11 protein-coding genes are annotated in these 12,550 nt (G+C 70.4%); 5 read left to right on the top strand and 6 right to left on the bottom strand.

Annotated elements, in window-relative coordinates:
* Nucleotides 1–25: 25 nt before the first annotated feature.
* Nucleotides 26–268, top strand: coding sequence for a hypothetical protein (locus DNK54_RS07220; protein WP_110206263.1), 243 nt, complete (start codon nt 26–28; stop codon nt 266–268).
* Here the strand turns inward: DNK54_RS07220 and DNK54_RS07215 are convergent.
* The 3 genes from DNK54_RS07215 to DNK54_RS07205 are packed head-to-tail and all read right to left on the bottom strand — an operon-like array spanning nt 222 to nt 1,644.
* Nucleotides 222–722, bottom strand: coding sequence for a DUF2505 domain-containing protein (locus tag DNK54_RS07215; RefSeq protein ID WP_110206262.1), 501 nt, complete (start codon nt 720–722; stop codon nt 222–224). The genes DNK54_RS07220 and DNK54_RS07215 overlap by 47 nt on opposite strands.
* Complete coding sequence (locus DNK54_RS07210) at nt 701–1,180, bottom strand: DUF2505 domain-containing protein (protein WP_110206261.1); 480 nt, start codon at nt 1,178–1,180, stop codon at nt 701–703. The genes DNK54_RS07215 and DNK54_RS07210 overlap by 22 nt, the downstream gene beginning before the upstream one ends.
* A complete protein-coding gene (locus DNK54_RS07205; RefSeq protein WP_110206260.1) occupies nt 1,177–1,644 on the bottom strand; it encodes a DUF2505 domain-containing protein in 468 nt (155 codons plus the stop codon). The genes DNK54_RS07210 and DNK54_RS07205 overlap by 4 nt, the downstream gene beginning before the upstream one ends.
* Before the next feature lie 64 nt (nt 1,645–1,708).
* On the opposite strand from DNK54_RS07205, the gene DNK54_RS07200 reads away from it, so the two are divergent.
* The 4 genes from DNK54_RS07200 to DNK54_RS07185 all read left to right on the top strand — a co-directional run bounded on the left by DNK54_RS07200 (nt 1,709) and on the right by DNK54_RS07185 (nt 9,658).
* Nucleotides 1,709–6,574, top strand: coding sequence for an NAD-glutamate dehydrogenase (locus DNK54_RS07200; RefSeq protein ID WP_110206259.1), 4,866 nt, complete (start codon nt 1,709–1,711; stop codon nt 6,572–6,574).
* 87 nt (nt 6,575–6,661) lie between these two features.
* Nucleotides 6,662–7,561, top strand: coding sequence for an ABC transporter ATP-binding protein (locus tag DNK54_RS07195; RefSeq protein WP_110206258.1), 900 nt, complete (start codon nt 6,662–6,664; stop codon nt 7,559–7,561).
* Nucleotides 7,558–8,709: an ABC transporter permease gene (locus DNK54_RS07190; RefSeq protein ID WP_110206257.1), complete on the top strand. Its 1,152-nt coding sequence runs from the start codon at nt 7,558–7,560 to the stop codon at nt 8,707–8,709. Before DNK54_RS07195 ends, DNK54_RS07190 begins: the two co-directional genes overlap by 4 nt.
* 52 nt (nt 8,710–8,761) lie before the next feature.
* Nucleotides 8,762–9,658, top strand: a complete 897-nt coding sequence (locus tag DNK54_RS07185; protein ID WP_110206256.1) for an SDR family NAD(P)-dependent oxidoreductase — start codon at nt 8,762–8,764, stop codon at nt 9,656–9,658.
* On the opposite strand, the gene DNK54_RS07180 is transcribed toward DNK54_RS07185, so the two are convergent.
* From DNK54_RS07180 to DNK54_RS07170, 3 genes are read right to left on the bottom strand one after another with little or no spacing between them, the layout of a single operon-like run.
* Nucleotides 9,659–11,521, bottom strand: a complete 1,863-nt coding sequence (locus DNK54_RS07180) for a glycoside hydrolase family 15 protein (protein ID WP_110206255.1) — start codon at nt 11,519–11,521, stop codon at nt 9,659–9,661.
* A gap of 54 nt (nt 11,522–11,575) precedes the next feature.
* On the bottom strand, nt 11,576–12,049 hold the full coding sequence (locus DNK54_RS07175) for a hypothetical protein (RefSeq protein WP_110206254.1): 474 nt from the start codon (nt 12,047–12,049) through the stop codon (nt 11,576–11,578).
* Nucleotides 12,046–12,522 (bottom strand): hypothetical protein, encoded by a 477-nt coding sequence (locus DNK54_RS07170; RefSeq protein WP_110206253.1) that lies wholly within the window; start codon nt 12,520–12,522, stop codon nt 12,046–12,048. The genes DNK54_RS07175 and DNK54_RS07170 overlap by 4 nt, the downstream gene beginning before the upstream one ends.
* Nucleotides 12,523–12,550 lie beyond the last annotated feature (28 nt).

The raw sequence follows: 12,550 nt of genomic DNA, 5'->3' as shown, positions 1-12,550 counted from the left end.
GGATGCGTGGGAGACTGGGGAGGCTATGACGTCCGCTCTGATCCCCCTGCACATGGGTGCCCTCCATGCCTACGAGCAGGGCATCGTCGCCGTGATCGCCTTCGGCCCGTTCGTGATCCTGGGCGTGGTGATCGCGATCCGTCGACGTCAGGACCTGGCTGCGGAGGAGGCCGAGCGGGCCGACGCCGAGCGGGCCGACACAGAGGCGGGACGCGACGCGGTCAGCGGCCCGCGAGCCACTCCGCGCCCACCCGGCCCTGCAGCTTGAGCAGATTACCCATCACCTGGCCGATCAGCTTCTCCAGCTTGCCGCCGACCAGGGGGACCGAGACCTTCACGTCCGCCTCGACGGTCTGCACCGTCTCCGCTCCGTCCGCGGCGAGCCGGATCGTGCCGTGCAGACTGCCCGGCTTGCCGGTCATCGCTACGGTGAGCCGGCCCTCGGTCTCCGAGACGTAGAGCTCCTCCTGATGGATCGGCATCTCGCTGCCGATCACCTTGCGGACGAACCCGGGAAGCTCGGCGGTGGGCGCGGCGCTGTCGACCACCGAGAGGATGCCCTCCGGTGTCTGCTCGACGGTGACCGTCCACCGGCTGGCGCCGGCCTGGGCCGCCACACGCTCCCGGAACTCCTTCGAGACCAGCATGGCGTGCACGTCGGCAACGGGTGCCGGGAAGCGAATCTCCTTGGCGAAGCGCATCAGCGGCGCTCCGCCAGCCACGTGCGGCCCGTGCGCTCCTCGACCTCGAGGGTGCGCTTGAGCTTGTCGCCGATGAGCCCGGCGATCTTGCCGCCCACCAGCGGGATCTTGACCTCCACGTCCAAGACCACGGTCTCCACGACTCGGTCGCCGTCCTGCCGCACGTCGGCGGTGCCGCGGATGTCACCCGGCTTGCCGGGGATCGTGACGTGGATGTCTCCGTGCGTGGGCGTGGTCCACTCCTCGGCCTGCACGATCCGCAGCTCCGCGCCTACGAACTTCTTGGCGAAGCTGGGGATGTTGTCGGCGTCCTGGCGCTGGTCGACCGTGACGCGGTTGCCGTCGATGGTCACCTCGCGGCCGAGCATGTGGGTCTGCGCGTCGCAGACGGCCTCGCGGAAGGCGGGCGTCATCAGCATGGCGACGACCTGATCGACGGTGGCGCCGTCGTAGACGAGGTCGTGGGTCACCCGGCTCATCGGTCGCCCGCCAACCAGGCCGTACCCACGCCGTGCTCGGTCTCCAGGCCGTCCGCGAACTTGCCGGCGATCAGCTTCTCGATCTTGCCGCCGATGAGCGGCAGCTTCGCCTTCGCCTCGCACTCGAAGGTGTCGAGGGTGCCAGCACCGTCGGCAACCAGTCGGCGGGTGCCGTTGATCGCGGCCGGCTTCCCGGGCGTCTCCACACCGAACGTCGCGGTCTCGCCGGTCCAGGTCTCGGTGATGACCGAGCGCGTGGTCTCACCGGCGAAGGCACGGGCGAACGCCGGGATGTCGGTGTTGGGCTGCTCCTGGTCGATCTTGACGGCGCCGTCGGCGCTGGTGACCTGCACCGAGGTGACGCCCTGCGCGCGGGCGGCCTTCTCCCGGAACGCCGGATCGGTGAGCATGGCGAGGACGTCAGCGACAGGGGCGTCGTACCGCGCGGAGTGTGTGAAGTGCATGGCGACATCTTGTCGTAACCGTCGGGGTGTTGTCCGGCACAACCCGCGGCCATAACCTCGGGTTGTGCCCAACTCCGTGGACGAGACCAAGGCAGACCTGATCGCACGTGCCACCGAGGTGGCGCTCGCCCGACGGAAGTCGGGCGGCCCCTCGGAGGAGGCGGTGCGAGCCCTCCTCACGGCGTACTACCGGCATGTGCCGCCCGAGGACGTCGTGCTCCGCAGCCCGATCGACCTGTACGGCGCGCTCGCCGCCCACTATCGGCTCGCCGAGCAGCGTCCGCAGGGGCGGACCGTGGTCCGGGTGCTGACGCCGACCGAGGCGGAGAGCGGCTGGTCGGCAGACGGACACACCGTGGTGCAGGTGGTCACCGACGACATGCCGTTCCTCGTCGACTCCGTGTCGATGGAACTGGGCCGGCAGAAGCACGACGTGCACCAGATCGTGCATCCGCAGTTCGAGGTGGTCCGCGACATCACCGGCAGCCTTCAGGGGGTCCGGGTCGCCGACGAGCGCACCGCCGAGACCAGCGATGCGCAGGCGATCCGCGAGTCGTGGATGCACATCGAGATCGACCGCGTCGACGAAGCCGACGAGGTGCGGGCGATCGAGGACGGCCTGCGAGAGGTGCTGCGCGACGTCCGCGACGCGGTGGAGGACTGGGATCGGATGCGTGAGCGTGTGCTCTCCGTCGTCGACGGCTTCAGCAGCGCGCCGCCACCGGTGCCCGAGCACGAGATCGAGCAGGGGAGCGAGCTGCTGCGCTGGCTCGCCGACGACCACTTCACCTTCCTGGGCAGCCGCGACTACCGGCTGGAGGACGATCCGGACGAGCCCGGAGCGCTGCGACTGCGTGCGGTGCCGGGCACCGGGCTCGGCATCCTGCGCTCGGACCCCGACCTCTCCGGCGCCTTCGGCAGGCTGCCGGTGCCCGTGCAGGAGCGGGCCCGCGACCGCGAGCTGTTGGTGCTGGCCAAGGCGAACTCGCGTGCGACCGTGCATCGCAACGCCTACCTGGACTACATCGGCGTCAAGGTCTTCGACGGGAGCGGCGAGGTCGTCGGCGAGCATCGGTTCCTGGGCCTCTTCTCCTCCTCGGCCTACACCGAGTCGCTGACCCGGATCCCGCTGCTGCGCGAGAAGGCGACCGAGGTGATGCGGCGGATCGGCCTCGAGCCGGGCAGCCATGCCGGCAAGGCGTTGATGGACACCTTGGAGAACTATCCGCGCGACGAGCTCTTCCAGACTCCGGTCGCCGAGCTGGCCGAGATCGCGGAGTCCGTGCTCTACATCCGCGAGCGGCGCCAGCTGCGGCTCTTCGTACGCCGCGACGTCTACGGCCGCTTCTTCTCCTGCCTCGTCTACCTGCCCCGGGACCGCTACAACACCACGGTCCGACAGCGCCTTGCCGCGATCCTCAAGCAGCGCCTGGGCGGCGAGTCGGTGGAGTTCACGGTGCGGGTCAGCGAGTCCCACCTCGCCCAGGTGCACTTCGTGGTGCGCCCGCCGCGCGGCGCGCTCGTCGAGGAGGTCGACCTCGGTGACCTGGAACGCCGGCTGGTCGAGGCCGCCCGCTCGTGGGACGACGACTTCGCGAGCGCCGTACGTGCCGAGTTCGGCGAGCAGCGCGGCGCCCGGCTGAGTCGGCTCTACGGGGACTCGTTCCCCGAGGCCTACAAGGAGGACTTCACCCCGCGAGCGGGGTCGGCCGACCTCGGTCGGCTCGAGGCCATCGAGGGCGAGGACGGGATCGACCTCGCGCTGCACGAGGTCGTCGACGGAGCGCTGGGCGAGGCTCGGCTCAAGTTCTACCGCATCGGCACGCCCCTCTCGCTCAGCCAGGTGCTGCCGATGCTGACCTCGATGGGGGTCGAGGTCGTCGACGAGCGACCCTACGAGCTGGTCGGGCTGACGCGGCCCACCCACCTCTACGAGTTCGGGCTGCGTTACGGGGAACGGCTTCCCGGCAACGCGAAGGAGCTCTTCCAAGACGCCGTCCGGGCGATCTGGGCGGGACTGGGGGAGATCGACGGGTTCAACGCGCTGGTGCTGGCTGCAGGACTCACCTGGCGACAGGTCAGCGTGCTCCGGGCGGTCGCCAAGTACCTACGCCAGGGCGGGAGCCCCTTCGCCCAGGACTACGTCGAGGAGGCGTTGCTGGCGAACGTGGAGCTGACCCGCGCCCTGAGCGAGCTCTTCGAGGCACGGTTCGCGCCTGGGGCCGCAGCCGACGACGCGGATCGGGCGGCGCGGGTGGAGGCGCTGGAGGAGCGGCTGCGCGAAGGACTGGACGCGGTGGTCTCGCTCGACCACGACCGGATCCTGCGCTCCTACCGGGCGGTGATCAGGGCGACGCTGCGCACCAACCACTTCCAGCCCGGCACCGACGGCGTTCCCAAGCCCTACCTGGTGCTCAAGCTCGACCCCGCCGCGATCCCGGACCTCCCGGAGCCCCGGCCGACGTACGAGATCTTCGTCTGCTCTCCGCGGGTGGAGGGTGTGCATCTCCGCTTCGGCGCGGTCGCCCGCGGCGGGCTGCGCTGGTCGGACCGGCGTGACGACTTCCGTACCGAGGTGCTGGGGCTGGTCAAGGCGCAGATGGTGAAGAACACGGTGATCGTCCCGGTCGGCGCCAAGGGCGGCTTCGTGGCGAAGATGCTCCCCGACCCCAGCGACCGCGAGGCGTGGCTGGCCGAGGGTGTGGCCTGCTACCGAACCTTCATCTCCGGCCTCCTCGACGTCACCGACAACCTGGTCGACGGAGCGACCGTGCCGCCCCGCGACGTCGTACGCCACGACGGGGACGACGCGTATCTGGTGGTGGCCGCGGACAAGGGCACCGCATCCTTCTCCGACATCGCCAACTCGGTCGCCGCCGACTACGGCTTCTGGCTCGGCGACGCCTTCGCCTCCGGCGGTTCGGTCGGCTACGACCACAAGGGGATGGGCATCACCGCGCGCGGTGCCTGGGTCTCGGTACGCCGTCACTTCCGTGAGATGGGCGTGGACTGCCAGCGCGAGGACTTCACCTGTGTGGGCATCGGCGACATGTCCGGCGATGTCTTCGGCAACGGGATGCTGTGCTCCGAGCACACCCGCCTCGTGGCCGCGTTCGACCATCGCGACATCTTCCTCGACCCGACCCCCGATGCCGCCACCTCGTACGCCGAGCGCCGCCGGCTCTTCGACCTGCCCCGCTCCTCCTGGCAGGACTACGACCGCACGCTGATCTCGGAGGGTGGCGGAGTCTTCTCCCGGTCCGCGAAGTCGATCCCGCTGACACCGCAGATGCGCGAGTCGCTCGGGATCGACGACGGCGTGGTCTCGATGACCCCGCACGAGCTGATGCGGGCCGTGCTCACCGCGCCGGTCGACCTGCTCTGGAACGGCGGGATCGGTACCTACGTGAAGGGCTCGACCGAGTCCCAGGCGGAGGCCGGCGACAAGGCCAACGACCCGATCCGGGTGAACGGCGCCGACCTGCGGGTTCGGTGCGTCGGGGAGGGAGGCAACCTCGGCATGACCCAGCGCGGCCGGATCGAGTACGCCGCCGCCGGAGGCCGGCTCAACACCGACTTCATCGACAACTCGGCCGGCGTGGACACCTCCGACCATGAGGTCAACATCAAGATCCTGCTGGACGGCGTGGTTGCCGCCGGAGACCTGACCGGCAAGCAGCGTAACGAGCTGCTGGCGGAGATGACCGACGACGTTGCGGCTCTGGTGCTGGGAGACAACTACGAGCAGAACCTGGCGCTGGCCAACGCCGCTCAGCACGCCCCCGAGCTGTTGCACGTGCACGAGGACTGGATGAAGGCACTCGAGCGTCGAGGTGTGCTCCACCGCGAGCTCGAGGCGCTGCCTGACTCGCGAGAGGTCAAGCGCCGGATCGACCGAGGCCAGGGTCTCTGGACGCCGGAGCTCTGCGTGCTGCTGGCCTGGACCAAGATCGTGCTCGCCGACGAGCTGATCGAGACGGACGTTCCCGACGACCCGTACCTGAGCGCTGGGCTGGCCGGCTACTTCCCGCCCGCCATGCGGGAGCGCTTCGAGGGTCCGATCCGGCAGCACCCGCTGCACCGCGAGATCGTGGTCACCCAGGTGGTCAACGATCTCGTCAACGGCGCCGGCATCACCTACTGGCCACGGCTCGCGGCCGAGACCGGGGCGGGGATCGCTGATCTGGTGAGAGCGAGCTTCGCGGCCCGCGAGATCCTGGGAGCCGACGCGTTCCGGGCTCAGGTCGACGCGCGGGACAACCAGATGGCGGCTGCGACTCAGACCATGCTGCGGATCGGGATGCGTACGCAGGTGGAGCGCGTCGCGCGCTGGCTGCTCAACAACCTGCGGCTGCCGCTGGACACCGCGGCTGCGGTGGATCGCTTCGCGGCGCCGATCCAGGCGCTGCTGGAGGCCCTGCCGACGCTGCTCCCCGAGCCGGGGCAGGAGAGCTACCGCGAGGAGTGTGCGTGGTGGGAGAAGCGCGGAGCCGAGGAGTTCTCCGAGCTGATGCCGCTGCTGGAGATGGGCGTCTCGCTGATGCCGGTGGTGGAGACCAGCCTGCGCACCGAGGTGGCCGCCGAGGAGGTCGCGCGGGTGCACCTCGCCCTGGAGAGCGCGTTGGGCCTCGAGGCGCTCAGGCATCGCGTCGAGCACCTGCCGCGGCGTGACAAATGGCAGAGCCTCGCGCGGGGCGCCCTGCGCGACGACCTGCTGGGCGCCCAGGCGAGGCTCACCGCCGACGTACTCGCGGAGACGGACCCCGGGGCGGCGGCGCAGGAGCGGGTGGCGGCCTGGCGCAAGGGCAACCAGCAGGTGGTGGACCGGGTCGTGCGCACGGTCGCCGAGATCTGCGCCGAGGAGGACGCCGACCTGGCGCGGATGTCGGTCGGGCTGCGGCTCGTGCGCTCGCTGGTGTCGGGCGGGTGACGGGCCGGCAACGGGCCGGCGAAGGATGCGCACCACGCGGGAGTGACTGCGCCGATCGGTTGTCGCGACCCACTAACGTGCTGGGACATGGGAGCGATCGAGGTCGAGGGTCTATGCATGGAGTACGGCGACCTCCGGGCTGTCGACGACGTCAGCTTCGAGGTCGCTGAGGGGGAGTTCTTCGGGATCCTCGGGCCCAACGGCGCCGGCAAGACGACCACGCTCGAGATGATCGAGGGGCTGCGCAGGCCGGTCGCCGGCACGGTGCGTGTGCTCGGGGAGTCACCGTGGCCGCGGAACCCCGCGCTGCTCCCCAGGATGGGTGTGCAACTCCAAGCGTCGGCGTTCTTCGAGCGCTTGACGGCTCGCGAGCAGATCCACACCTTCGCAGCCCTCTACGCCGCCTCGTCGGCGGCCGCCGACGACTGGCTGGAGCGGGTCGGCCTGGGGGAGAAGGCCGAGACGCGGACCGAGCAGCTCTCGGGTGGCCAGGCGCAGCGGCTCTCGATCGCTTGTGCGCTGGTGCACGACCCCGACGTGGTCTTCCTCGACGAGCCGACGGCGGCCCTGGACCCGCAGGCGCGACGCAACCTGTGGGAGCTGCTCTCCGGGCTCACCGACTCGGGGCGCACCGTGGTGCTGACCACCCACTACATGGACGAGGCCGAGGTGCTCTGCGACCGGGTCGGGATCATGGACCACGGTCGGCTGCTGAAGCTCGACTCGCCCGCCGCGCTGGTGCGCGGTCTCGACGCGCCCGTACGGGTGGCGGTCGCCCGGCACCTGCTCGAGCCGGAGGTGGCCGGCACGGCGCCGGGGGTGGACGCCGTCGAGACGGACGAGAGCAGCCTGGTGCTCACCACGCAGAGGCCGTCCACGCTTCTGCCCTGGCTGGCGGAGCGGCAGGCACTGGAGGGTCTCCAGGTGCACGGCGCCACGCTCGAGGACGTGTTCCTGGAGCTGACCGGACGGGAGTACCGCGCATGAGCGAGGAGACGCCGCAGAGTCGCGCCGAGGCACCAGGCGAGGGGAGCGCCGCAGCGAGTGGGCGGCAGCCGTCCCGACAGAGTCAGGGCCCCGGCTTCCGGGCGCTCTCGGTGGCGATGGCGAAGGGCTTCCTCCGCGACAAGGCGGCGCTCTTCTTCGCGTTGATCTTCCCGCTGATGTTCCTCGGCCTCTTCGGTGGCCTGCTGGCCTCGAACGACGCACCGCGCTCGGAGATCGTGCTGATCGGCGACGTGCCGCTGCTGGACCAGTTGAGCGGTGACGCCAAGGAGGCATTCGACGACACCTTCAAGGTCTCGCACACCGACGACCGCGAGGATGCCCTGGCGCAGGTCCGCAAGGGTGACGTGGACGGGGCCGTCGAGATGGACGGCAACAAGCTGGTCGCCCACTACACGGCGACCGATCAGACGGCCGCCGCGCGGACGGCCGGAACCCTGCGGGCGTTCGTCGACGGCGCGAACGTCGCGGCGTCCGGCAAGCCGCCCACCTGGGAGTTCGTCCCTCGTCAGGTCGAGGACGACTCGCTCTCGACCATCCAGTTCGTCACGCCCGGTCTGCTCGGCTGGGCGGTGGCGATGAGCGCCGCCTTCGGGGCTGCCGCCACCTTGCAGGGTTGGCGGCAGAGCAAGCTGATGCGTCGCCTGCAGCTCTCGCCCGTGCGGACCCGCACCATCGTCGCCGCGCGAGTCTTCGTGACGGTCGCCATCGCGCTGGCGCAGGCCGCTGTCTTCCTGCTGCTCGGCACCGTGGCCTTCGGACTCCAGCTCACCGGCTCCTGGTGGATGACGATCCCGGTGGTGATTGCGGGAACGCTCTGCTTCATGGCGGTGGGTCTGCTGGCCGGGGCCGTGGCGAAGACGACCGAAGGGGCGGTGAACATGGCCAACTTCCTGGTGCTGCCCATGGCCTTCCTCTCCGGCTCCTTCTTCCCGCTCGACATCACGCCGCAGTGGCTGCAGACGCTGGCCAAGGCGCTCCCGCTCTATCACCTCAACGAGGGCATGCTCGACGTCATGGTGCGCGGCGAGGGCCCGCTGGCGGCGCTGCCGGCGATCGGGATCCTGCTGGCCTTCACGATCGCGGTCTGTCTGCTGGCCGCCAAGCTCTTCCGATGGGAGACGGTCTGAGCATCGGGCTGGTTGCGGAACCTGACAGCGGTCCCGCCAGTAGGGTCGAGGCATGAACCTGCTGTTCCAGACGCCGGTCGCGGTGGCGCGACGTCTTGCGGGCGCGGTCCTGGGCCTGCCCAGCCCGCTCGAGGGCCGGACCGTGCTGATCACCGGGGCCTCGTCGGGGATCGGCGAGGCGACGGCGTACGCCGTGGCGGAGCGCGGTGGTCGGCTGCTGCTGGTCGCCCGCCGAGCCGAGGAGCTCGAGCGGGTGCGCCGCGCGGTCGAGGAGCGCGGCGGCACCGCAGAGGCGTGGACCGTGGATCTCACCGACGAGGAGGCGGTCGCCTCCTTCGTCGAGGAGGTGCTGGCTCGGTACGGCGCGGTGGACTACCTGGTCAACAACGCCGGCCGGTCGATCCGCCGGTCGCTGGAGCTCTCCTACGAGCGGATCCACGACTTCGAGCGCACGATGGCGATCAACTACTTCGGCCCGTTGCGGCTGATCCTCGGCCTGCTTCCGGCGATGCGTGCCCAGCGGTTCGGGCACGTGGTCAACATCGTCACCTGGGGTGTGCAGATGAAGGCACCCAAGTTCTCCGCCTACATCGCGTCGAAGACTGCGCTGGACACGTTCTCGCGGATCGCGGGTCGGGAGACCTTCGGCGACAACGTCACCTTCACCAACGTGCGGATGCCGCTGGTGCGGACCGGGATGATCGCCGCTACCGAGGCCTACTCCACGGCACCCGCGATGTCGGTGGAGCAGGCAGCGCACGTGATCGTGCGGGCGTTGGAGGAGCGGCCCATCACGATCTCGGTTCCGGTCGCGAAGCTCACCGAGGTGGTCACGCTGGTGGCGCCTCGCCTGACCGACGCGCTCGCCTGGATGGGTGCCCGGCAGTTCCCGGATTCGGCCGCCGCGCGAGCCGCGGCCGCCGCTCCGGCGACGACCGAGAGCCGCTGATCAGCCGCAGGCGTCGCGGGAGTCGCTGCGGCGGTGCTCGCCCAGGTGGCGGGCGCTGTTGACCAGGCCGACCAGGCTGAACGCCTGCGGAGTGTTGCCGAGATGGTGACCGGTCGCGGGGTCGACCTCCTCGGCGAGCATGCCCACCTCGTTGCGAAGGTCGAGCAGTCGACGGAAGAGTCGCTCGGCGCGTTCCTGCTCGCCGATGCCGTGCAGGGCGTCGACCAGCCAGAAGCTGCAGGCAAGGAAGGCGCCCTCGTCGCCGGGGAGACCGTCGGGACCGCCGTCGGCCGTCGGGTCGTAGCGGAGCAGGTAGCCGTCACGGTCGAGCTCGCGGGAGACGGCGTCGACGGTGCCGACGATCCGCGGGTCGTCCCATGGCAGGAAGCCGACACGGGGGAGGAGCAGGAGAGAGGCGTCGAGACCGCGGGAGCCGTAGAACTGGGTGAAGGTGTTCCGCTCGGGGTCGAAGCCGCGCGCGCACACCTCGGCGTGGATCTCGTCGGCGGTCTTGCGCCACCGGTCGATGTCACCGGAGAGATGGCCTTCCTCGACGGTGCGGATCGCGCGCTCGAAGCCCACCCACGCCATCGCTTTGGAGTGCACGAAGTGGCGGCGCGGACCGCGCATCTCCCACAGTCCGTTGTCGGGGTCGACCCAGTGGTCCGCGAGCCAATCGAGGAGGGCGAGCTGCATGTCCCAGGCGGCGTCGGTCATGTCGAGGTCCGCCTGGCGGCCCAGGTAGAGCCCATCGAGCGTCTCACCCCAGACATCGAGCTGGTGCTGGTCGGCAGCGGCGTTGCCGATGCGCACCGGTCGCGAGTCCCGGTATCCGGGCAGCCAGTCGAGGGTCTGCTCGGGGATCCGGCGGGTGCCGTCGAGTCCGTACATGATCTGCAGTCCTGCCGGATCGCCCGCGACGGCCCGCACCAGCCAGTCGCGCCATGCCCGCGCCTCGTCGCTGTAGCCGTTCGCAAGGAACGCCTGCAGCGTGAAGGTGGCATCGCGCAGCCAGCAGTAGCGGTAGTCCCAGTTGCGGACTCCGCCGATCTCCTCGGGCAGAGACGTGGTTGCGGCCGCGACGATTCCGCCGGTGTCGGCGAAGGTGAGCGCCTTGAGCAGGAGGAGGGAGCGACGTACCTCCGGCTCCCAACGGCCTCGATAGGTGCACGAACTCGCCCAGGTGCGCCAGAAGCGGCGGGTCTGTGCCAGCGCAGTGACGGGATCCGCCACGTCGGGCTGCGGCAGGTGGGAGCGTTGATGGGTGAGCACGAAAGCGACGCGGTCGCCCGGCTCCACGCGGAACTCCGCCTCCAGGTGGTCGCCGGTGTGGTGGACCGGCACGTCGCTGTTGAGCCAGGCGCTGTCGGGGCCGGCTACTGCGGAGACCATGCGTGTCGTCTCGGTGACCCCGTGTGCGGGACGCTCCTCGGGCGTGCCGGGACGGCGCTCCCCGACCCGGTGCTCGCCGGCGCGGATCCACGGGCGTACTCGTCCGTAGTCGAAACGGAGTCGCACCGCCGTCCGCATGGACACCTGGCCGCGCACCCCTTCGACGATGCGGACCAGGTCGACGGCCCGGTCGCGGGGCGGCATGAAGTCGACCACGTCGACGACGCCGTCCGGGGCTTCCCAGCGGGTCCGCAGCACCAGCGTGTCGTCCTCGTAGCTGCGTGACACGACGTGCCCGCCGGCGACCGGCCGCAGCTGCCAGGAGCCGGCGGACTCGTCGCCGAGGAGTGCAGCGAAGCAGGCCGGATCGTCGAAGTCCGGGAGGCAGAGCCAGTCGATGGAGCCCTCGCGACTGATCAGGGCGGCGGTGTGCAGGTCGCCGATGAGGGCGTACTCCTCGATGGCGGGCATCCCGGCTCCTCTCCGTCGGCGGCACAGACATGAACCAGTCTGCATCGACGCTGGTCAGGGAGCGGGAGCGGAACGGTTCCCCAGGGAGAGGCCCGTGCCCGTGACACGGAACACCTGGACCTCCGTCGGCGACCAGTCGCAGGCGATCTCGTCCGTACGACGGACCGTGTGGAGGACGACGCCGTCTGCCAGCTGCACCTCGGCGACGTTCCCGCACCGACGGAAGCCCGCAACCAGCAAGGTGTAGCGGCTCAGGTCGACGGTGCGGAGCACTGCCGCCTCGTCGGCGTACGGCGGGGGGAGGGAGCCGAGGAAGCGATCGCGCTCCGCGTCCGACTCCATCAGCATCGGCTCGATGTGCGCTGCCAGCCACTCGTCGTCGGCATCGTCCGCGCTCTGCGACCAAGAGGTGATGACGGTCGGCGGCGGCCCGTGAGCCGGGCGGTCGGGGTCGTGGATGGGCGGGTCGGCCGGGCTGCAGCCCGCGGACGCCGCCAGCAGCGCGAGCGTGGTGAGGAGCGTCCTCATGAGGCAGACAGGGTGAGGCCGCGGGCCACCGCGAAGACCTGCACCCGGGTGGGAGCCCAGACGCAGGTGTGCTTGGCCGTCTTGCGGACCTGATAGCTGACGGTGCCCCCGACGATCTCGGCGAACCCGGCGTTGGCGCACTCGCTGAATCCGGCGACGAGGAGGGCGGTCGTCGTCGGGTCGACTGCCTGAAGCTCGTCGGCTGTTGCGGCGAACGCCTCGGGGAGTCCGTCGATGAACTGCGTGACCTCGTCGTCCTCGAGCAGGCGCGGAGCCACGTTGGCCGTGAGCCAGCCTGCCTGTTCGCGGGCCTGGGCCTCGGACCAGGTGGCGAGCAGGCGCGGCTGCTCCGGGACGACCTCGGTGGTGGTGGTCACGGGACGCTCCGTCCTCTTCTCCTCGCCTCGGTCGCCGCACCCTCCCAGCAGGAGGAGCAACGCCAGCGGGAGCAGGAGACCCGAGATGAGCTTCATGTCACTGGGACGGTTGCGGCAAGCGTGT

The sequence above is a fragment of the Nocardioides daejeonensis genome, from assembly GCF_003194585.1.
Taxonomy (GTDB): domain Bacteria; phylum Actinomycetota; class Actinomycetes; order Propionibacteriales; family Nocardioidaceae; genus Nocardioides; species Nocardioides daejeonensis.
Note: the sequence above shows the minus strand (reverse complement) of the source record. Positions and strands in the feature narration are given on the sequence as shown.

Excerpts from the sequence above, each read along its gene's own strand:
- DNK54_RS07220 (WP_110206263.1), top strand. The coding sequence starts at position 26 with ATGACGTCCGCTCTGATCCCCCTGCACATGGGTGCCCTCCATGCCTAC.
- DNK54_RS07210 (WP_110206261.1), bottom strand. The coding sequence starts at position 1,180 with ATGAGCCGGGTGACCCACGACCTCGTCTACGACGGCGCCACCGTCGAT.
- DNK54_RS07205 (WP_110206260.1), bottom strand. The coding sequence starts at position 1,644 with ATGCACTTCACACACTCCGCGCGGTACGACGCCCCTGTCGCTGACGTC.
- DNK54_RS07195 (WP_110206258.1), top strand. The coding sequence starts at position 6,662 with ATGGGAGCGATCGAGGTCGAGGGTCTATGCATGGAGTACGGCGACCTC.
- DNK54_RS07190 (WP_110206257.1), top strand. The coding sequence starts at position 7,558 with ATGAGCGAGGAGACGCCGCAGAGTCGCGCCGAGGCACCAGGCGAGGGG.
- DNK54_RS07185 (WP_110206256.1), top strand. The coding sequence starts at position 8,762 with ATGAACCTGCTGTTCCAGACGCCGGTCGCGGTGGCGCGACGTCTTGCG.
- DNK54_RS07180 (WP_110206255.1), bottom strand. The coding sequence starts at position 11,521 with ATGCCCGCCATCGAGGAGTACGCCCTCATCGGCGACCTGCACACCGCC.
- DNK54_RS07175 (WP_110206254.1), bottom strand. The coding sequence starts at position 12,049 with ATGAGGACGCTCCTCACCACGCTCGCGCTGCTGGCGGCGTCCGCGGGC.
- DNK54_RS07170 (WP_110206253.1), bottom strand. The coding sequence starts at position 12,522 with ATGAAGCTCATCTCGGGTCTCCTGCTCCCGCTGGCGTTGCTCCTCCTG.